Source organism: Winogradskyella psychrotolerans, from assembly GCF_018860545.1.
GTDB classification, from domain to species: domain Bacteria; phylum Bacteroidota; class Bacteroidia; order Flavobacteriales; family Flavobacteriaceae; genus Winogradskyella; species Winogradskyella psychrotolerans_A.
The window spans coordinates 204339-227119 of the sequence record NZ_JAHKPN010000052.1 but is presented as its reverse complement, the minus strand read 5'-3'; the positions used below and the strand labels follow the sequence as shown (position 1 = coordinate 227119).

The following is a 22781-nucleotide window of genomic DNA, read 5'->3' as shown; positions in this document are numbered from 1 at the left end:
AACAAATCTTGTTATTTACAAAAGCTTTTAACGCAATAGGATAGACATTCTTATTAAAATATTCCAGACGAGTGGAATATCATATTATAAGCGTGCCAAATCTCTATGATAAACAATAGATAGTATTACATGAAATTATTTTCAAAAGAACAAATTTACGAAGGCGATAAGTTAACCACAGAACGCCAAAATATTTCCTCTACAGATTTAATGGAACGTGCAGGAATTCAGATTTTTAACTGGATGCATACACGCATGCAAGGAGCGCAAGTCCCAATTCATGTGTTTTGTGGTATTGGTAATAATGGTGGTGATGGACTTGTTTTAGCAAGGCATTTAATTACACATGGCTATAATGTGGTAACTTATATTGTGAATTGTAGTGATAAACGCTCAAAAGATTTTTTAATCAACTATGATCGTATTAAAAATGTGAGTAAAAAATGGCCAACGATGTTGAGCTGTAAAGAAGATTTTACTGAAATAGAAATTGGTGTTGATGATATTATAGTTGATGCTATTTTTGGTATTGGCTTAAATAGACCTCCAAATGATTGGGTAAAAGCCTTATTTCAAAAATTTAAAGCGTCTAAAGCATTTACCTTGTCTATAGATATGCCATCCGGATTATATTCAGATAAAACAGTAGAAGATGAAGATGCTGTGGTGCATGCAGGGTATACGTTGAGTTTTCAATCTCCAAAATTGGTGTTCTTTTTACCGGAAACAGCAAAATATACGGTACAATGGGAAGTTTTAGATATAGGGATTGATCGTGATTATTTGATGCAAACCGAAACAGAAGTTGAATTGATTTCTAAACATGAAGTATTGCCATTGTATAAACCACGACAAAAATTTGGGCATAAAGGCGACTATGGCCATGTGATGATTTTAGGTGGAAGCTATGGAAAAATTGGATCTGTTAATTTGTCAAGTAGAGCCGCTTTAGGAGCTGGAGCAGGATTGGTTACAGCTTATATTCCTAAATGTGGATATCATAGTTTGCAAACTGCAGTACCAGAAGTTATGGTGATTACAGATGAGAGTGATACACATATTTCTAGTGTTAATTTTGATATACAACCAACTGTGATTGGTGTAGGAGTAGGACTCGGTACATCTGATGAAACCGTAAAAGCTTTAGAAGTTTTTTTAAAGAAAAATAAAGTGCCTTTAGTTATTGATGCAGACGGCTTAAATATTTTGTCAAAAAAGAAAGCCCTTTTAAAATTGTTGCCTGAGCAAACCGTATTAACACCGCACCCAAAAGAATTAGAACGTTTAATAGGGAAGTGGTCCGATGATTTTGAAAAATTAGAAAAGGTAAAAGCATTTTCTCAAATGTATAATGTCATTGTTTTAATAAAAGGCGCACATTCAACTACCGTGAATAAAAATAAGCTATATATAAATACCACAGGAAATCCAGGTATGGCAACGGCAGGAAGTGGCGATGTGTTAACTGGAATGATTTCGGGATTAATAGCTCAAGGTTATGCACCTTTAGCAGCAACTATTTTTGGAGTCTATTTACATGGTAAATCTGCTGATATTTCCTTGGAAGATTATGGATATCAAAGCTTAATTGCCAGTCATATTATTGAAACGATTGGTGAGGCTTATATCGATTTGTTCAAACAACCAGAGCAGCCACAAGAAGAAAATCAAAAAAAGTAAGCTTAGTATAGAAATTAAAAAAGCCTGTTTAAATGATTTAAACAGGCTTTTTAATAATAAGTTGGACAATTAAATGTTCAACTCGTTAAATAATTCTACTAAGGCCGAAGTAGATGGTCTTGGAGCATCAGAGCTCACAATATTTCCATCAGGATCTATTAATATAAATCTTGGAATCCCATTAACTTTATAGTCTCGTATAAACTGAGACTCAAAACCATTGTCAGCAATTAATTGCATACCACCTAATTCTTTTTCATTAATCATTTTTTTCCAACCTTTATAAGCTTCCTCAGCATCTCCTTTATAACTACGACCTTCATCTAAAGAAATACTTACAAACTCTATGTTTTTACCTTCATATTGTTTTTCAACTTTTTTAAGCGAAGGGATTTCCTTTATACAAGGACCGCACCAAGTTGCCCATAAATCGATGTAAACATATTTACCTTTCAAGTCCGAAAGCGATGTTGTGCCGCCAGCATAATTTTCGTAGTTCTCAAAAACAGGAGAAGGCGACCCTTTTGGAAACGCGCTAAGAGTAGCTATTTTACGCTCCATAAATTTAGTGATTTGCTCTACAGACATATTAATGTTTCTATCCATTATAGCAATATGAGAAGAATCTACTTCTGAATATTTATTCTTTAAATCATCGTAAGCAGACTTATAATTTGTAATGGCTTCATTTACTTTTTCCATATCACTTATACCTACTAACTGTTCTGTGAAATAAGTTTTAGAAATTAAAAATGATTGAACCGAAAAGTTATTTAAATCAGAGGCATCTCCTTTAAAGACCATAGAATCTATAAACGAATTGTAATCCGTTTCAAACGATGTTTCGTTGTCATTTTCTAAGTAAATCTGACCGTATTCTTTTCCGTGTTGAAAATTGTAATCACCCGCTTCAAGTTTTAAAGTATCCTTAAACGTACCATCGTCATTTAGGGTAATGGCTTTTTCATAATTTCTTCTATTGAAAATTTTTAAGGTTTTACTCTCATCAGGATTTGCAATTTTTCCAGAAAGTGTAACGTAATCTTTAGGCTCTCCTTTACATGCAAATAACGTTACAGCAATACAAGGTAATAGTAATCGTTTCATAACTCGTTTTATTTATTTGAAAGCAAAAATAAACATTATATGTAAGGCCTATTTTAAAATTTTTATAAAATTTTAGAAGATGGATAAGACCAAAAATCAACATCCTATGGACTAGATTAAATCGTTGTTTAGCGATTAATTCTAAGCAAAAAAATAATTTGATTAGAAATAAATGAAATATCAATTATTGTATGGTAAAACCCAAAATAATTCTCAATTTTAAAGACCGTTAAAATAAACTTCATGGATAACTATCATATCATTTCATCTGATGCTTTAGATATTGTTACGATTTACAATATTTTTTACCAAAACAAGAAATTAAAACTATCAGAAGCATCGGCTAATAAAATTAAGAAATGTAAAACCTATTTAGACGAAAAACTGGCTAATGAAAAAAAACCTATGTATGGTATTAATACGGGTTTTGGTTCCCTTTATAATGTGAAAATTTCTGATGTTGATTTAAGTCAATTGCAAGAAAACTTGGTGATGTCTCATGCTTGTGGCACTGGAGATCGTGTTCCAGAACCGATTGTAAAAGTGATGTTACTCTTAAAAATACAATCGCTAAGTTATGGTCATAGTGGAGTGCAATTGGCCACTGTAGAACGTCTGATTGAGTTTTTTAATAATGATATTTTTCCATTTGTTTTTACTCAAGGGTCTTTAGGAGCTTCTGGTGATTTGGCGCCTTTAGCGCATTTGGCATTACCACTTTTAGGAAAAGGAAAAGTAGTGCACAATAATAAAGAATACGAGGCAGCCACACTTTTAGAAGAATTTAATTGGGACCCCATTACACTTGAAGCCAAAGAAGGTTTGGCCTTACTAAATGGTACGCAATTTATGAGTGCTTATGGTGTTTATTTATTGTTAATGTCGCACAAAACATCATACTTAGCAGATATTATTGCTAGTATTTCGTTAGATGCTTTTGATGGTCGTTTAGATCCGTTTCACGATTTAGTGCATGCTGTAAGACCGCATCCTGGGCAACGTAAAGTAGCAAGGCGATTTAATGAGTTTTTAAAAGGAAGTGAGCTTATTGCTCGCGAAAAAGAGCATGTTCAAGATCCCTATTCTTTTAGATGTATTCCTCAGGTTCATGGTGCAACAAAAGATACTTTAGACTTTGTTGAAAAAGTGATTTTGACAGAAATTAACTCGGTGACAGATAATCCTAATATTTTTCACGAAGAAGATTTAATTATTTCTGGTGGAAATTTTCACGGTCAACCTTTAGCTTTAGCCTTAGATTATTTAAAGATTGCCATGGCTGAAATTGGAAACATATCAGAACGACGTGTGTTTCAATTAGTCTCTGGTTTAAGAGGATTGCCTGCGTTTCTAGTTGATAACCCAGGGTTAAATTCTGGTTTTATGATTCCACAATATACAGCCGCTAGTATAGTAAGTGCAAACAAACAAATGGCATCTCCGGCAAGTATAGATAGTATTGTGTCTAGTAATGGCCAAGAAGATCATGTTAGTATGGGAGCCAATGCCGCAACACAAGCTTATACTTTGGTTAAAAATGTAGAACGCGTTATTGCTATTGAGTTGATGAATGCATCACAAGCTATAGAATTTAGAAGACCTTTAAAAACGTCACCATTATTAGAGTCATTTTTAGAGCAATACAGAAAAGTGGTACCTTTTATTAGGGTTGACGAAGTATTGCATGAATCTATAGAGGCTTCTATTCAATTTTTAAAGGATGTAGATATTGAAATTGAAGAATTATTTTTGAATTCTTATAATTTAAAGTAAGTTTATAATTAAATTTCATTATCATAACTTAAAGCAATAGCTATAAATGAAATCAATTAAATATGGTTTAATAACCTTTATCAGTTTCATCATTTTGAATTCTTGTTCAAATGATGATGATGCGGTGTCTTGTCCTCAAACTGAAAATGCAACAATGACAATTAATGGAGAAGTAATGGATTTTCAAATTTTAGGAAGAGGAATCGATTTGGATAACGACGGTTCAGGACATACCTTAAGTTTGAATTTAGCTAGTGGCTTTTATACTCCGCAACAAGACACTTATGCTGTTACTTTAAAACTTCCATATAAGAAAACAGGCACAGATATCATCGAAGAATTTAATTATTTACGTGTTCAGAATGGAAGTTCTGCGGAAGGTGATTTTGTTCAGTCAGAATTGATAAGTAATGTCACCGTGAATAAAAACACGTGTTTTAGCGCTACATTTTCAGGTAGTGCCATAATCGGTGGTAATGAGGTTGTTATTACAGAAGGTTCCATCAACCATACGTATAGTGATCCTTTTGACTAATTTTTTAAGTATTAGTCATGATTTAAAATAGTAGTTGTGCTATATCTAAATGTCTGGTATCGATTTATTGTTCCGCGACTAAATCCTTAGCCCAAGCCACGGCATCATCAATTTCAGTAAAAATTTCGAAGGGTTTAGTAAAGAACATTTTTTCTATCTGAGCATTAATTTTTGCTTGATAATTACTAGAAACTACAGCCAAACCCACTAAGGTTTCAATTTTGGCAGTTTCGTAATAAATTTCTGGATTTATAGCATAGGAATTGCATCGATGTGAAATGTATACAAAGGGTTTATTTAAAAAATAAGTTTCTGTAATTTTTATCAGTGCAGAATTATGTTTTGGAGTCACTGTAATTCCTTCATTTATAACTACAATGACATAATGATTGTGAATCGCAATATCACAAAAATCGAATGTTAGGATTTCGGTCATGATTATAGATTGATTAGAACTATAAGATAAAAAAAAACTCCTTCATAAAGAAGGAGTTTCTATAATATTTAATTAGCAATTATGATTCTGTTGTCTTGCTTGATGATTTAATTTGAATACTTAGAGTATCATTTTTTTCATCTAAATCCATTGAGATGGTATCTCCTTCGTGAATTTTAGAATTAATAATTTCTTCAGCAAGCGCATCTTCAACATATTTTTGAATAGCTCTATTAAGAGGTCGTGCTCCATATTGTTTGTCAAAACCTTTTTCTGCAATATAGCCTTTAGCCTTATCGGTTAAATTAAGTTCATAGCCTAAATCTTTTATTCTTAGAATAAGTTTCTCCATTTCGATATCAATAATTTTACTGATATCTTCTTTTTCTAAGGCATTGAACACGATAACATCATCTATTCTATTTAAAAACTCTGGTGCAAACGCTTTTTTAAGAGCGTTTTCAATCACTGCTTTAGCGTGATCAGATTCTTGAGCTATGGCGGCAGATGTTCCAAAACCAACTCCGCTACCAAAATCTTTCAGTTTTCTGGCCCCAATGTTAGACGTCATAATAATAATTGTATTTCTAAAATCAATTTTACGACCTAGACTATCTGTTAAATAGCCATCATCTAAAACTTGTAATAACATATTAAAGACATCTGGATGCGCTTTTTCAATTTCATCTAAAAGTACAACAGCATAAGGTTTACGTCTGATTTTTTCAGTTAGCTGTCCGCCTTCTTCATAGCCTACATATCCAGGAGGTGCTCCAATTAAACGAGAAATCGCAAATTTCTCCATGTATTCACTCATATCAATTCGTACTAACGAATCGTCACTGTCAAATAACTCTCGCGCTAGCACTTTTGCTAACTGAGTTTTACCAACACCTGTTTGTCCTAAAAATATAAACGACCCAATTGGCTTATTAGGATCTTTAAGTCCAGCTCTATTACGTTGAATCGCTTTTACGACTTTCGCAACTGCTTGGTCTTGACCTATAACTTTCCCTTTGATTAATTCAGGTAATTGTGACAACTTGGTAATCTCTTTTTGCGCAATTTTATTCACAGGAATTCCGGTCATCATTGACACGACATCAGCAACATTATCTTCAGTAACAATTTCACGATGCTGTTTTGTCTCTTCTTCCCATTTTTCTTGAGCAGTAGCCAGTTCTTTTTCTAATCGTTTTTCATCATCTCTAAGCTTTGCAGCTTCTTCATATTTCTGCTTTTTAACGACACTATTCTTAGTTTCTTTAACTTCTTCGAGTTTCTTCTCTAACTCAAGAATTTGTTTTGGGACATCAATATTTGTGATATGAACACGTGAACCAGCTTCATCTAAAGCGTCAATCGCTTTATCTGGTAAAAAACGTTCTGTCATATAACGTCCCGTTAATTTTACACACGCTTCAATGGCTTCATCCGTATAATTAACATTATGATGCTCTTCGTATTTTCCTTTAATATTATTAAGGATTTCAATCGTTTCTTCGATAGACGTAGGTTCAACAATGACTTTTTGAAAACGACGTTCTAATGCACCATCCTTTTCAATATATTGTCTATACTCGTCTAAAGTTGTAGCGCCAATACATTGTATCTCTCCTCTTGCTAAAGCAGGTTTAAACATGTTAGAAGCATCTAAACTTCCTGTGGCTCCACCAGCTCCGACAATGGTATGAATTTCATCTATAAAAAGAATAATGTCATCATTCTTTTCTAACTCGTTCATAACAGCTTTCATACGTTCTTCAAACTGACCTCTGTATTTGGTGCCTGCAACTAAACTTGCAAGATCTAAAGTGACTACACGCTTATTAAATAAGGTACGAGATACTTTACGTTTTACAATGCGCAAGGCAAGACCTTCTGCAATGGCAGATTTACCAACACCAGGTTCACCGATTAATAAAGGGTTGTTTTTCTTTCTTCGACTTAAAATTTGAGATACACGCTGTATTTCTTTTTCTCTTCCTACAACTGGGTCTAATTTGCCCTCTTCTGCAAGAACAGTTAAGTCTCTTCCAAAATTATCTAAAACAGGAGTTTTTGATTTTTTATTCGTTTTGCTTGTTTGTCCACCAAATGGATTCTGTTTAGCATCTTCCTCTTCATTGATATCATCATCAGAAAACGATTCTGCTTTTGGAGTGTCTAAATAATCATCTTCGCTAGTAATCATAGATTTAAATTCTTCTTTAACGTTATCATAATCTACTTTAAGCTTATTTAAAAGCTTAGTTGTAGGGTCATTTTCATTTCTTAAGATACACAATAGTAAATGTGCTGTATTAATTGAGGTGCTCTGAAACAATTTAGCTTCTAAAAATGTCGTTTTTAGAGCACGTTCTGCCTGCCTTGTGAGGTGTAAGTTCTTTTTTTCGTTCGATGTCGTTGTTATATTAGGGTTAGCCGGACTTAATATCTCTACTTTGCGCCTTAGGTGATTTAAATCTACATCTAACGCACTTAATATATCTATCGCTTTACCATTACCATCTCTTAAAAGACCGAGCATTAAATGCTCTGTTCCGATAAAATCATGACCTAATCGCAAGGCTTCTTCTTTGCTATAAGCAATAACATCTTTAACTCTTGGGGAAAAATTATCATCCATACTATATTCCTTTCTGCTTTAAAAATAATAAAAACATATTGAGTATAAGGCAAAAACTGTACCTTAATTATATGTTATAAACGAAGAGACTAAAAAAGTGTTTTAAATCAAAGGAAATATGCAGATACTTATTAACGAAAAAGATATTCAATATTGTTAATAAAAAATACCAAAAATCGATTAGATTTTCTATATAAACAGTAGGATTTTGGTTATCTTAGCGCGTTACGAAAATTCAGGAAAAAACTAATTAAATTTATATATGGCAGAAGGAGAAAAACTCATTCCAATTAACATTGAAGATGAAATGAAATCGGCTTACATTGATTATTCAATGTCGGTCATTGTGTCACGTGCGTTACCAGATGTAAGAGATGGTTTAAAACCCGTTCATAGACGTGTACTTTACGGTATGCACGAACTTGGAATTAGAGCAAATTCGGCACATAAGAAATCAGCGAGAATAGTTGGTGAAGTTTTAGGTAAGTATCACCCACACGGAGATACCTCAGTTTATGATACAATGGTACGTATGGCTCAAGAATGGAGTTTGCGTTATATGTTGGTTGATGGACAGGGTAACTTTGGTTCTGTAGATGGTGATAGTCCGGCAGCAATGCGTTATACTGAAGCAAGAATGCGCAAGATATCTGAAGATATGTTAGCGGATATTGATAAAGAAACTGTAGATCATAAATTAAATTTTGATGATACGCTTCAAGAACCAACAGTACTTCCAACGCGTATACCAGGCCTTTTAGTCAATGGTGCATCAGGTATTGCTGTAGGTATGGCAACAAATATGCCACCGCATAACTTAACGGAAGTTGTTGATGGTACAATTGCCTATATCGATAATAATGATATTGAGATTGATGAATTAATTCAACATATAAAAGCACCAGATTTTCCAACAGGAGGAACTATTTATGGTTACGATGGTGTTAAAGAAGCTTTTCATACAGGTCGTGGGCGTATTGTTATGCGTGCAAAAGCGATAATTGAAGAAGTACAAGGTAGAGAGTGTGTTATTGTTACCGAGATTCCTTATCAGGTTAACAAAGCAGATATGATTAAGAAAACTGCCGACTTAATTAACGATAAAAAATTAGAAGGTATTTCTACTATTAGAGATGAGTCTGATAGAAATGGTATGCGTATTGTTTACGTTTTAAAGCGTGATGCAATACCTAATATTGTCTTGAATAAATTATTTAAGTATACGGCTTTACAAACATCTTTTAGTGTTAATAATATTGCACTTGTAAATGGCCGTCCACAATTGCTAAATTTAAAAGAATTAATTCATTATTTCGTAGAGCATAGACATGATGTTGTTGTAAGACGTACTACTTATGAATTGCGTAAGGCTGAAGAACGTGCACATATCTTAGAAGGATTAATCATTGCTTCCGATAATATTGATGAAGTCATTAAAATTATTCGTGCCTCGTCTAATGCAGATGAAGCTCGTAATAATTTAATTGAGCGATTTAAACTGTCAGAAATTCAGGCCAAAGCGATTGTAGAGATGCGTTTGCGTCAGTTAACCGGTTTAGAACAAGATAAATTACGTTCTGAATATGATGACATCATGAAAACAATTATTGATCTTAAAGATATCTTAGACAAGAAAGAGCGTCGTATGGATATCATTAAATCTGAGCTTGAAGTTGTTAGAGATAAATATGGTGATGAGCGTCGTTCAATCATAGAATACGCTGGTGGAGATTTGAGTATTGAAGATATGATACCTGATGCTCAAGTTGTTATTACCATTTCTCATGCTGGGTATATCAAGAGAACATTACTTTCAGAATATAAGACTCAGCATAGAGGAGGAGTTGGACAAAAGGCATCAACAACACGTAATGAAGATTTCTTAGAACATTTATTTGTTGGGACTAACCACCAATACATGTTATTCTTTACCCAAAAAGGAAAATGTTTCTGGATGCGCGTTTACGAAATTCCAGAAGGTGCAAAAACGTCTAAAGGTAGAGCGATTCAGAATTTAATAAATATTGAGCAAGATGATAAAGTGATGGCTTTTATTTGTACTCAAGATTTAAAAGATGAAGAGTACATTAATAATCATTATGTGATTATGGCTACTAAGCAAGGTCAGGTTAAGAAAACGTCTTTAGAGCAATATTCTAGACCAAGATCTAACGGAATTAATGCGATTACTATTAAGGAGGACGATGTTTTATTAGAAGCGAAGTTAACCACTGGTGAAAGCCAAGTAATGTTAGCCTTAAAATCTGGTAAAGCGATTCGTTTTGAAGAAGCTAAAACGAGACCGATGGGTAGAAATGCTTCAGGTGTACGTGGTATTAGACTTCAAGATGAAAAGACAGATGAAGTTATCGGAATGATCGCTGTAGATGATATGGAGAGTAATATTTTAGTGGTTTCTGAAAATGGTTATGGAAAACGTTCAAGTTTAGAAGATTACAGAATTACCAATAGAGGTGGAAAAGGTGTAAAAACTATTTCTATTACAGAGAAAACAGGTAATCTAGTGTCTATTAAGAATGTAACAGATGAGGATGATTTAATGATTATTAATAAATCTGGAATAGCGATAAGAATGGCTGTAGCCGATTTACGTGTTATGGGTAGAGCAACGCAAGGTGTTAAGCTTATAAACTTAAAAGGAAACGATTCTATTGCTGCGGTTGCTAAAGTAATGAAAGATGAAGATGAAGAAAATATTATAGACGTAGATGCTGAAGTACTTGATAATGAAGATGCTATTGAAGATGGCACGGCAATTGATAATAATGATACAGAAAACGAATAATTAATAACAAAACGATTTAATACAAAATGAAAAAATTACTGACAATAGTGCTAGTTACAGCAATTACCTCATTGTCTTTTGCACAAAAGAATGAGATAAAAGCAATTGATAAAGCGCTTAAGAATTCAAATTTTGCTGATGCGAAATCAGCAGCAGCTGAGGCAGAAGCCTTAATTAGTAATATGGACGACAAGTCTAAAGCTAAATTTTATTTGTTAAAAGCAAAAGCATTGTATGCTAACGGAGCTGGAACAGATGCAAATATTGACGACGCTATAACAAGCTTAAATAACTTGAAAGATTTAGAATCTAAAATGGGAAAATTAAAATATACCCAAGAGGCTAATGAAATGACTACAAGCATGGTTAATTCTTTTTTAACTAAAGCTAATGAGGCTTTTACGAATAAAAATTATAAAGCTGCCGCAAAACGTTTTGAGAAAGTATATAAAATGTCTCCAAAAGATACATTATACTTATATTACGCAGCGTCATCTGCAGTTACAGAGCCAGATTATGATGCGGCTTTAGAGTATTACCTTGAATTGAAAAATTTAGGTTATAATGGATCACAGATGAATTATTATGCTACAAATGTTGAAACAGGTGTAGAAGAAGCCTTTTCAGATAAAGCATCAAGAGATTTTTCGGTAAAGGCTAAATTACATAAGTCTCCAAAAGATGAAAGAAGTGAATCTAAGACAGCAGAGATAGTAAAAAACATCGCTTTAATATATGTTTCTCAAGGTGATAATGAAAAAGCTTTAGGTGCTATGGCTGATGCAAGAGCAGAAAATCCTGATGATATCGGATTATTATTATCAGAGGCTAATGTTTATCTTAAAATGGGTAACAGAGAGAAGTTTAAAGCTTTAATGGAAGAAGCGACTGAAAAGGATCCTAATAATGCTGAGTTACAATATAACTTAGGGGTGTTAGCAGCAGAAGGAGGAAACTCTGAAGCAGCGATTGGATATTATGAGAAAGCTGTTGCTATTAATCCTAATTATGTAGATGCTTATACAAATATAGCGGTTGTAATATTGGATGGTGAAGCTAAAATCGTTGAAGAAATGAATGGTTTAGGAACGAGTAAAGCTGATAATATTAAGTATGATGAATTAAAAGAGCAACGTACTCAAGTTTATAAGAATGCGATTCCTTATTTAGAGAAAGCTTTGGAGTTGAAGAGTACAAATGTTGATGCTGCAAGAACTTTAATGAACATATACAGTGCTTTAGGTGAAACCGATAAGTTTAAAGCTATGAAAGCTAAACTTGAAGCTATGCAAGCTTCTGCTAGTGGTAATTAATTTTACTATTAAGGATAAAAAAAAGCGACTTTTTTAAAGTCGCTTTTTTTTATATAATTTTTTTTATCACTCTTAATTTGTGAGTGTGTATGTTCTTATCAATATTATAAATACCACTGTGGTCCAAACGATCAATTCTTACCTTACCATGAGCATGAATAATATAGTTATCTTTCATTATAATACCAACATGCGTAATATGACCTTCTGCATTATCAAAAAAGGCTAAATCACCAGGTTCACTTTCTTCAATAAAACTCAAGGCTTCCCCTTGTGTAGCTTGTTCTGAGGCATCTCTTAATAGTTTATAACCATTAATTTTGTATACCATTTGTGTAAATCCTGAACAGTCAATTCCAAAAGGTGTTTTTCCGCCCCATAAATACGGGGTATTTAAAAACAAAAATGCGGAGGTTATAATATGTGCTTTCTCACTTTTTGAAGTTAATGAAGTGCCATCAAAATGATGTTGAAGTATGTTTAAGCCATTTAAATCAGATCCAACTGGTATTGGATATAAATTGTTAGACGCATCCGCTACAAATTCAATTAAATCTTTAGATAAATTGATATCAGATGAATTTAAATGCGAATAACTAGATTCTTCAATCTCAAGATATTGTTTATTATCAATCCAGCCTTCATACTTATCAAAAGCAAAACGAATGCGGCTCCACTTTTTGCGTTGCTCAAGCACTTTAAAATAATCACCATACAATGCTTGCGTTACCATTTCACTGGTATCGCTAGGTTCTAATCGTATAGGTACAATGCCAAGATTGCAAATGCCGTATTGCATAGGGTTTAATTAAGCGCGTTCTATTACAACTGCTGATGCACCACCACCACCATTACAAATAGCAGCTGCTCCCAGTTTAGCGTTGTTTTGATGCAACACGTTGATTAATGTAACTAAAATTCTAGCTCCAGAGCAACCTAAGGGATGTCCTAATGAAACGGCTCCTCCGTTTACATTTACCACGCTATCTTCTAATCCTAATATTTTCATATTTGCTAAACCAACAACAGAAAAGGCTTCGTTAAATTCAAAAAAGTCGACATCTTTTATATCAACATTTGCCTTTGCTAACGCTTTAGGTAAGGCTTTTGCAGGAGCTGTGGTAAACCATTCTGGTTCATGAGCAGCATCTGCATACCCTTTTATAGTAGCTAAAGGTTTTAAGCCTAATTCTACAGCTTTTTCTCTACTCATTAAAACCAACGCAGCGGCTCCATCGTTAATTGTAGATGCATTTGCAGCGGTTACTGTTCCCTCTTTAGTAAAAGCAGGGCGTAAAGCTGGAATTTTATCCATTCTCACATTCGAGTATTCTTCATCTCTATCGACAATAACAGGTTCTCCACGACGTTGAGGCACTTCAACAGAAATCACCTCTTCGCTAAATTTACCAGCATCCCAAGCCGCTTTAGAACGTTCATAAGATTGAACAGCAAAAGCATCTTGATCTTCTCTAGAGAATTCATATTCAGTAGCACAAGTATCTGCACAAACTCCCATGGCATTATTGTCATAAGCATCAACTAATCCATCTTTCTGCATACCATCTACAAGAGTTCCAGGTCCAAATTTTGTACCTGTACGTGCATTAAAATAATGAGGAATTAAACTCATATTTTCCATTCCACCAGCCACAACAATATCTGCATCTCCTAATTGTATCGCTTGTGCTGCTTGCATTACAGCTTTCATTCCAGAAGCACAAACTTTATTTATTGTTGTACAAGGAATTGTATTAGGTAAACCAGCATAAATGGCCGCTTGCCTTGCAGGTGCTTGACCTGTGCCAGCTTGCACAACATTACCCATAATAACTTCATTTACCAATTCTGGTTTTAAGTTGATTTTATCTAAAGCTCCTTTAATAGCTGTTGCACCTAAACGTGGTGCAGGCACTGTAGATAAGCCTCCTAAAAAACTTCCTATTGGTGTTCTTACTGCTGAAACGATAACGACGTCCTTATTCATTGTAAATATGTTTGATGTTATTTGATGCGAAATTAAACATTTTTTAAGAGATTTGAGAATGTATTAATGATATTAGACTTCTAAAATTCTAATATTTATTACATTTGATTGTATATGAAACATCAGCAATTAAAATTTAATCTCATAAAGGTATAATTTTATGGATGTTCCCTATGACCGATAAAAAAACGATGAGTTTAAACACATGAATGTATTCTACAATAAATGGTATAAGAATCACGCGTTAGTCTATAAGATTTTGTTGTTTATTGTAACAACATTATTTATAGTATATCTATTTCCTAAAACGGGAAAGTTTAGATATTCGTTTGAAAAAGGAAAACCTTGGCAATCGGAAAACCTATATGCTCCCTTTAATTTTGCTATTAAAAAATCAAAAGCTGAACTTGATTCTGAAAAAAATGAAATTAAGAGTAGGAGTCTTGTTTATTTTCAAATAAATAGAGCGGTTAAAGGTGAAGTCCTATCTGATTATCTAAGCCGATTTAATCAAGTATTTAAGGACTCTAGCAATTTTACTATTGAAAATTCTGATCTGTATAAAAAAGGAAAATCAATCGTCAATAGTCTATACAATTCTGGCATATTAGATTCGGATTATAATTATGACGAGGATAGGCCTGTAAAGCTTGTAACTGATAATAAAGTTGAAAAGGAAATTCAGTACGGAAGTTTATTTGAGCTAAGTAATTTGCGTCAACGGTTAGAGTCAGATTTGGGTAACTCCTTACCTGTAGATGTCAAAAAACGTATGGTATCTCTTTTTTTTGATATCATAAAACCAAATATTAAGCTTAATGCAAGCTTAACTGAAAAAGCTTTAGAAGAGGAGTTGTCCCGAATTTCTTTAACAAGAGGCAGAGTTGAAAAAGACCAGCTTATTATCTCAAAAGGACAAGTAATTGAAGAGGCACAATATGATATTTTAAGCTCATTAAAATCTGAATATGAATCGCAAGTATGGAATTCGGCGAATTATAATTTGGTGCTTATAGCCTATACGTTATTGGTGGCTTTAGCGCTTTTAATGCTATTATTATTTCTAAGTAAATATAGAAAAGAGGTCTTTTTAAATAATACAAAAGTTACGTTTATATTTTTTAATATAGCGCTAATGGTATTGTTGAGTACATTGGTTATCAACTTTAACTCTCAATATATTTATGTCGTACCATTATGTATTTTACCATTAGTTTTAAAAGCTTTTTTTGATGCCAGACTAGGGTTGTTTACACATGTATTAACGGTATTACTTTTAGGTTTTGTAGTGCCTAATAGTTATGAATACATGTTTCTTCAGATTATTGCGGGTATGGTAACGATATTAACAGTTTCAGAGTTATATAAGCGTGCTAATATTTTTATATCAGTTGGTCAAATTACATTTATATATATCATAGCCTATTTTGCGTTTTTCGTAATTCATGAAGGACAATTAACAGGACTGAAAATTGAGGTTTTTGGCATGTTTGTGCTCTGTGGTTTAGCTACACTTTTTGTGCAGCCTTTGATATATATTTATGAAAAAATCTTTGGATTAGTTTCGGATGTATCACTTTTAGAACTTTCAGATACTAACACTAAATTATTGAAAGAACTATCAAACCGAGCACCAGGAACCTTTCATCATTCGTTAAATGTAGCCAATTTAGCTGAAGCATCAGCTAACGAAATTGGTGCTAATGCTATGTTAGTTAGGGTAGGAGCCTTATATCATGATATTGGTAAGATGAATAATCCTACGTATTTTACAGAGAATCAGAGTACAGGTATTAATCCACACGATGAGTTATCTAATAAAGAAAGTGCGAAAGTTATTATAGACCATGTCATAAATGGCATTGAAATCGCTAAAAAATATAATTTACCAGATCGTGTCATAGATTTTATAAGAACACATCATGGTACAAGTTTGGTGTATTATTTTTATATGAAAGAAAAGGCGGCAAATGAAAATGTTGACATTAAGGATTTTACATATCCTGGCCCAACACCATTTAGCAAAGAAACCGCTATTCTTATGATGTGTGATAGCGTGGAAGCCGCTTCTAAGAGTTTAAAAGAACCGACAAGTACTAAGATTAATGATTTTGTAGAAAACATCATAAACAAGCAAATGGAAAGTGGTCAGTTTTTAAATTCTGATATTACATTTAAAGAAATTCAATCGCTTAAAAAAGTACTGAAGTTCAAGTTGGCTAATATTTATCATTTAAGAATTGAGTATCCGGAGTAAAATGACCGTAAGTTATTAGTTGGCAATCGTACTGAGAATATTGGGGCTTAAACTATATATTTAAGTTTCACGATTGTGTATTTATTCATTTATAAGCATCTATAATATGGTATATAGGTTATTTTGTATACAAATACACCATATTACCAATCGCGACTATAGCTGTTAGACAGCCTAAAATGAGATTCATTTTATTGGCTATGACTGTGAGCTTATGTTCTATTCTAGTCGCAATAATAGCATATAAGGCATACAGTGAAAATGAACCTAATGTAGAGCCAATAGAAAAATACAAACTATTCAAAAGCGTATATTCAAAATAATCTAAACTTATCAATAATGAAATTGATGTGAAGTAAAATGGAATAGCAATAGTATTTAATAGAGATAAACCTATACCACTGAAATACGCTTTTGACTTCTTAATTAAAATTTTCTTTGTTTTATTTATTAATTTGAAATGTAATCTAAAAAAATTAAGAGATAATAGTACCAATATCACTGTACCTACTTTTTGTATAAGCGTAATGTATTCTGAATTTTTCATTAAAACGTTTGAAAAGTAGGCTCCAATATTTGCTTGAAAAAATAAAACTGTTGCAAAACCGCCAATGAGATAAAGGGCAGAATTTTTGCCACTGACGAGACTGTACTTAACTACAGTAAGATTTAAATAGCTAGGAACAATACTACCCGAAGTAGCTACAAGAAAGCCTAATAGGAGACATGTGAAGAAATTCATTTAATTTTTTGTAGCAATAAACAATTAAATAGGACTTATTGCTATTTCTATCAAGTATTAGATTAGCTCAAAACGTAAAACGTTCAATATTCTCTAAAATAATCGATGCCGTGGAGTATAGACGTTATAATCTATTATTTTTAGCTGAATGAAACTGTAGTTATTACATTGGTATTGGAATTTCAAACTCTAATATGGTGTACCTATCCACAAATATGAGTAAAGTTTTGAAATATAATAAAATGTATTTTTTACAGAAATGCGCAATAACATGTGAGGTAAATAATAGAATTATTCAAAAAACGATTCCAATTTTTCAACCATTTTTACGCTTCCACAAAAGAACGGAATGCGTTGGTGGATTTCAGAAGGAACGATATCCATAATACGCTTAGAACCGTCTGTAGCTTTTCCTCCAGCTTGTTCTGTCAAAAAAGCAATAGGGTTAGCTTCGTAAAGCAACCTTAGTTTTCCATTTTTATTTTTAGCATCAAAAGGATACATGTAAATGCCACCTTTTAACATATTACGATGAAAATCAGAGACCATAGATCCTATATATCTTAAGCTGTAAGGACGATCATTTTCATCTTTTTGACAATATTTAATATAATTTTTGACGCCTTCAGGGAAGTGCACGTAATTACCCAGATTAACTGAATATATACTTCCTGTTTCCGGTATTTGAATGTTAGCGTGGGATAAGTAATAAGAGCCAGTGGCAGGATTTATAGTAAAACCATTTACACCGTTTCCTGTGGTATAAACTAGCATGGTTGATGTGCCATAAACAATATAACCCGCAGCAACTTGGGCTGAACCTGGTTGTAAAAAATCCTTAAGTTCTACGGGAGTGCCTTTTGGTGTCAGCCTTCGGTAAATCGAAAAAATAGTACCTACTGATACATTGACATCAATGTTTGAAGACCCATCCAAAGGATCCATTAAAACAACATATTTACCATTATTAGAGGCGTCACTTCCGGGTAATGCAATAAAATCTTCAAGCTCTTCGGATACGATGCCACAGGCAATATCTCTATTTTTGATGGCTTGAATAAATTTATCATTTGCAAAAACATCTAATTTTTGCTGGTTTTCTCCTTGTACATTAACGTCGCCTACACCACCAATAATATCAACTAATCCTGCTTTATTAACTTCATGATTCACCATTTTTCCGGCTAATCGTAACCCATTTAATAATTTGGATAACTCACCTGTAGAATAGGGGAATGAGGATTGATTTTCAATAATAAATTCTCCTAATGTGGTCAGCTTTTCCATAATTTATGTGTTGTTTTTAAGACTTTAAATAATCCTTCATCAATAAGGCTGCACCTAATGCGCTAGCATTTTCACCTTTTGGAAATTGAATCTTTTGTTCTGGCATCAATTGGTTAAGGTATTCTACAAAAATGTCGTTTTTATTAAAACCACCTGAAATGTAGACGTCTTTAAGGTTATTTTCTTTATCTAAAATACGATTGATGCCTTCATGTACACGTTTTGAAATTTCAAAGATCAGTTGATAGTATGCACTTTCGTAATTATCAAACTTTTTAACTTGTGATAAATCTCCCACAAAATCTTCTGCGATGTCATTTGGGAAAAACAAGTGTTCGTTGTTCCCTAAAATTTCTGAACATAATGGTTTATTCAGTTTTAATTCTAAATAGTGATTTTTTTCAACACCGAAGTGTTCACTTAAAGCAATGGCATTAACTTCGTGCACTCGACCTAAAAACTGCATAGATGATTTTATTTGCTTCTTGTCTGGTGTCATAAAACACAAACAGTCATTTTTTAACTGATCTGTAGTAAGTGTTTCTTTGCTAAATGGATTCATACAAATAATCCAGGTACCAGTGGATAATAATATAAATTCGTTGTTTGAATTCTCATGTTCTTCTAATAAAGGAATTATTGAAGAAGAGCTGTCATGTAAGCCTTTTCCAATAGCAATTTCTTGTCCATTAACAGTGGCTAAAGCCGCATTTTTCCCAGGTTTTGGTTCTGGTAGTGTTATACCTTCTTTTGCCAACCAATCGTGATATTGCATGGCATCAAAATCCCAAATAGCAGTATGCGCACCTAATGAGGTGAAGTCCGCCGTAATTTTATTCGAAAATATATAACTCAAATACTGTGGGTAATGTAAAATGGTTTCTACTTGTTTCCAGTAATGTGGTTTTTCTTGTTTTAACCAATACATTTGTAACCCTGAATTCAACATCCCATAAGCCGGAGATGCTGTTTTTCTTGAAAACTCTTCAATGCCACCATTTGCTTCATAAAATGGTGTAAAATCAAGATCCAAAGGTTTTAAATAATTGTAAAGTGGAGTGATACGTTTTCCGTCTTTATCTAAATATACCAAAGTGGCACCATGAGTAGAAAAATTAATGGCTTTTATGTTAAACTCTTTTTGTTCTTGGATAGCTTTTATTTCGCCTTGTATCCAATTTTCTATGGCTTCAATGTCATCACATGGGTCATTGTCATCGTCCACACATTCTTCAAACCGAACAGAATTTTTATAAACGACGTTAAAATCTTTATCAAATAAAAATAGTTTTTTATTTGTTTTGCCCATATCAAAAACGGCTATGACCTTTTTCATGAGTTTAGTGTTTTGTATTATAATTATTAAAATTTGAATAGCTCAAATTATAGCAATTATGTAATAAGTGATTTTACTATATGTGTTAATTATTTGAGTTCAAAAGAAAAAGAGTTCCCTTTAATTATAGGTATAAATAAAGGGAAAACTTAAGCTAACTATTAAGAGAATTTAATAGTGTAATATAGACTAACTCAAATAATCTATTCTTCTTTTAGGATTTGAATCCATAAAGTGGCCCGTAAGTAGCACAAGCTTTATAATCTGCAGACTCTAGGTTTTCTCCAAAGGCAGACCATGCGCTTGGGCGGAATACATCGTCTTCAGCAACATTATGCATATTCACAGGGATTCTTAATAAAGCAGCCAATGAAATTAAATCTGCTCCAATGTGTCCCACAGAAATAGCGCCATGGTTTGCTCCCCATTTTGCCATTACAGTATACGCGTCTTTAAAGAAGCCTTCGCCTGTTACTCTTGGTACAAACCAAGTGGTTGGCCATGTTGGGTTTGTTCTTTCGTCTAAAACCGTATGGATATCTTCAGGTAACTCTACACTCCAGCCTTCAACTATTTGTAACACTGGGCCAATACCTTTTACTAAATTTATTCTACACATGGTTAATGGCATTGTCCCTTTAGTTTTAAATTGTGAAGAAAATCCTCCACCTCTAAAGTACTCACCAATGGCAGCAGGCCATTTGGTGTTGTCTAAACATTTTTGTGCTTCGTCTTCCGTAATATCCCAAAAAGGTTTCATTGTTGGGTTTCCATCAGCATCCGATTGTTGAGCTGTAGCGTCTAATGTCGTAGAACCAGAATTGATTAAGTGAATAATACCATCTTTAGCAATACCTGTTAATTTTTTTCCTGTAACACGTTCTACAGATTCTGGACTCCAATATGTTCTTACATCTGAGAATATTTGTGCTGTATTAGTTAATAAATGTCCAAATAACATAGAAACGGCATTTAAACAGTCATTTTCTGTAGCGAATACATAGGCTTGACGTATACCATTCCAATCAAAAGAAGAATTAAGAATAGATTCTGTAAAATCGGCATTTGGTTGGTAGTCGGTCCATTGACGTTGCCCTTGGAAACCTCCCATTATAGCGTTACGGCCTTTAGATTCTTCACCAAAGCCCATGTCTTTTAGTTTAGGATTTCCAATCATTAGATCACGGCAAATAAGTGTCATTTTAACGACTTTTTCCCATTCCTTTTCTTTGACTTCGGCTGATTTTTGAGCTTCAGGACTGTTCCAGTCTTTACCTTCTTCACAATTTGCTTTGGTCCAAGCTAATGCTTTTTTGTATTCGTCTTTATCATAGATACCTTCATCCATTCTGCGTAATAACTCAATAGATTCTACAAATTCAGCACGAACACCGAAATAATCTTGTAAGAAATTAACATCAACCATAGAGCCTGCAATTCCCATAGAACTGTAACCAATTGATAAATATGATTTACCTTTCATTTGTGCTACAGCTAAAGCCGCTTTAGAAAAACGTAATAATTTTTCTTCAACATCTTTAGGAATACTGGTATCTCCTGTATCTTGAACTTCTCTACCGTAAATGCCGAACGCAGGTAAGCCTTTTTGAGAATACCCCGCTAAAGCCGCTGCTAAATATACAGCTCCTGGTCTTTCGGTTCCGTTAAATCCCCAAACAGCTTTTGGCATTAAAGGGTCTGTATCCATAACTTCGGTTCCATAACACCAGCAAGGCGTTACTGTTAATGATACTTCAACACCTTCTCTTTTAAATTTATCAGCACAAGCAGCAGCATCTGCCACACCACCAATAGTGGTATCTGCAATAACACATTCTACTTGTTCTCCACTAGGAAAACGTAAGTTGCTTTCAATAAGTTTTGCGGCAGCTTTTGCCATGTCCATACACTGAACCTCTAAAGATTCTCTTACACCGAGCTCGCGTCCGTCAATTACGGGACGGATTCCTATTTTGGGTAATCTACCTATTAATCTATTCATAATAATGCGTTTAATATTTTATGTAAATTGCTCTAATTCTGTTAATTGTTCGTTTGAAAGACCAGCAGGTTTAAATCCGGCAGCCCAACACATCATTAACATCTTAGCTCCTTTATTTGCAACATCTAAAAAGTCCCATGCTTGCATTACATCTGGTGCTGTTGCAGTTGCTCCGTGTTTTTCCCAAAGTGATACATTTCGCGTTTTAAATGCTTCCATTGTAACTTCTGCCAAAGCAGCAGTACTTGAAAGTGCATAAGGAGTACAGTGAATTCCTTTTGGAACAAATACTTTAACCTCTGGACACATCATCCAGATTTGTCTGTTTAATTCTTCTTCATTATCGAATAACTCATGATGACTCATGCAAATTAACTCCAAAGGATGCGTGTGAACAACGGCTAAGTTTTCAGGATGGTGAATGCTGTTAAATAAATGGATACTAGCGTGTGAAATTAGCTCACACGTTGGTCCGAAATTTTCACGCTTTCCTCCCCAAACAATAGAATAACCTGTGGCATCATCGTTGATTAAAAGAATACAAGAGACATTTTCTATCTTATCTACTAAATCTCTTAAATAACAACCAGTACCCGTTATAAAAAGCACAAATCCAGCTGCTCCTTTTGGAAAATCAAAAGGTTTTTCTTCTCCTATATCTTTTAAATCTTCTTTATTAAAAAAAGAGGTTAAATTCATAGAAATATTTCCGGCATTTCTTTCTGCCCATTCACGTTGCCATAAATAGCCTGCAACTGTTGAGATTTTATCGAGTTCTTTTTGTACTTCAACAGGAAGTTTTATATCATTCATAAAAAGATATTTTTTAATTATTCTTGAAGTGTAAAGTTATAATGCACAGTAGAAATAAAAATATTTAAAATCTGTATA

16 protein-coding genes are annotated in these 22781 nt (G+C 33.5%); 6 read left to right on the top strand and 10 right to left on the bottom strand.

The annotated features are described in order from the left end of the window. Positions 1-129 precede the first annotated feature (129 nt). Positions 130-1680 (top strand): NAD(P)H-hydrate dehydratase, encoded by a 1551-nt coding sequence (locus KO515_RS16910; protein ID WP_215937514.1) that lies wholly within the window; start codon positions 130-132, stop codon positions 1678-1680. Positions 1681-1749: 69 nt separating this feature from the next. Here KO515_RS16910 and KO515_RS16905 read toward each other — a convergent pair whose 3' ends face one another. Beyond that, positions 1750-2787 (bottom strand): TlpA family protein disulfide reductase, encoded by a 1038-nt coding sequence (locus KO515_RS16905; protein ID WP_215937513.1) that lies wholly within the window; start codon positions 2785-2787, stop codon positions 1750-1752. Positions 2788-3030: 243 nt separating this feature from the next. Between KO515_RS16905 and hutH the strand changes: the two genes are divergently transcribed. Then, positions 3031-4560, top strand: a complete 1530-nt coding sequence (gene hutH / locus KO515_RS16900) for a histidine ammonia-lyase (RefSeq protein ID WP_215937512.1) — start codon at positions 3031-3033, stop codon at positions 4558-4560. Positions 4561-4606: 46 nt separating this feature from the next. Continuing rightward, on the top strand, positions 4607-5095 hold the full coding sequence (locus KO515_RS16895) for a hypothetical protein (RefSeq protein ID WP_215937511.1): 489 nt from the start codon (positions 4607-4609) through the stop codon (positions 5093-5095). A 64-nt stretch (positions 5096-5159) separates the two neighbouring features. Here the strand turns inward: KO515_RS16895 and KO515_RS16890 are convergent, their stop codons facing one another. Then, a complete protein-coding gene (locus KO515_RS16890) occupies positions 5160-5531 on the bottom strand; it encodes a hypothetical protein (protein ID WP_215937510.1) in 372 nt (123 codons plus the stop codon). Between the two features lie 79 nt (positions 5532-5610). After that, complete coding sequence (locus KO515_RS16885) at positions 5611-8160, bottom strand: ATP-dependent Clp protease ATP-binding subunit (protein WP_215937509.1); 2550 nt, start codon at positions 8158-8160, stop codon at positions 5611-5613. A 262-nt stretch (positions 8161-8422) separates the two neighbouring features. Here KO515_RS16885 and gyrA point away from each other — a divergent pair, with 262 nt between their 5' ends. Together gyrA and KO515_RS16875 are read left to right on the top strand one after the other, a co-directional pair. Next, the gene (gyrA, locus tag KO515_RS16880; RefSeq protein ID WP_215937508.1) at positions 8423-10966 is read left to right on the top strand and encodes a DNA gyrase subunit A; all 2544 of its coding nucleotides are present in this window, start codon (positions 8423-8425) and stop codon (positions 10964-10966) included. Between the two features lie 26 nt (positions 10967-10992). Then, positions 10993-12279 carry a tetratricopeptide repeat protein gene (locus tag KO515_RS16875; protein ID WP_215937507.1) on the top strand — a complete coding sequence of 429 codons (1287 nt, stop codon included), beginning with the start codon at positions 10993-10995 and terminating at the stop codon, positions 12277-12279. Between the two features lie 49 nt (positions 12280-12328). On the opposite strand, the gene KO515_RS16870 is transcribed toward KO515_RS16875, so the two are convergent. Next, on the bottom strand, positions 12329-13078 hold the full coding sequence (locus KO515_RS16870) for a C40 family peptidase (protein WP_215937506.1): 750 nt from the start codon (positions 13076-13078) through the stop codon (positions 12329-12331). Positions 13079-13087: 9 nt separating this feature from the next. Beyond that, positions 13088-14266 carry an acetyl-CoA C-acyltransferase gene (locus tag KO515_RS16865; RefSeq protein WP_215937505.1) on the bottom strand — a complete coding sequence of 393 codons (1179 nt, stop codon included), beginning with the start codon at positions 14264-14266 and terminating at the stop codon, positions 13088-13090. 205 nt (positions 14267-14471) lie between these two features. On the opposite strand from KO515_RS16865, the gene KO515_RS16860 reads away from it, so the two are divergent. Next, on the top strand, positions 14472-16523 hold the full coding sequence (locus tag KO515_RS16860) for an HD family phosphohydrolase (RefSeq protein WP_215937504.1): 2052 nt from the start codon (positions 14472-14474) through the stop codon (positions 16521-16523). Positions 16524-16641: 118 nt separating this feature from the next. On the opposite strand, the gene KO515_RS16855 is transcribed toward KO515_RS16860, so the two are convergent. The 5 genes from KO515_RS16855 to rhaD all read right to left on the bottom strand — a co-directional run bounded on the left by KO515_RS16855 (position 16642) and on the right by rhaD (position 22703). Continuing rightward, complete coding sequence (locus tag KO515_RS16855; protein ID WP_215937503.1) at positions 16642-17265, bottom strand: lysine transporter LysE; 624 nt, start codon at positions 17263-17265, stop codon at positions 16642-16644. Between the two features lie 291 nt (positions 17266-17556). Continuing rightward, positions 17557-18552 (bottom strand): class 1 fructose-bisphosphatase, encoded by a 996-nt coding sequence (gene fbp / locus KO515_RS16850; RefSeq protein ID WP_215937502.1) that lies wholly within the window; start codon positions 18550-18552, stop codon positions 17557-17559. 16 nt (positions 18553-18568) lie between these two features. Beyond that, complete coding sequence (locus KO515_RS16845; protein WP_215937501.1) at positions 18569-19888, bottom strand: FGGY family carbohydrate kinase; 1320 nt, start codon at positions 19886-19888, stop codon at positions 18569-18571. A 214-nt stretch (positions 19889-20102) separates the two neighbouring features. After that, positions 20103-21890, bottom strand: a complete 1788-nt coding sequence (locus tag KO515_RS16840; protein ID WP_215937500.1) for an L-fucose isomerase — start codon at positions 21888-21890, stop codon at positions 20103-20105. A gap of 18 nt (positions 21891-21908) precedes the next feature. Beyond that, a complete protein-coding gene (gene rhaD, locus KO515_RS16835; protein ID WP_215937499.1) occupies positions 21909-22703 on the bottom strand; it encodes a rhamnulose-1-phosphate aldolase in 795 nt (264 codons plus the stop codon). Between the last annotated feature and the right edge of the window lie 78 nt (positions 22704-22781).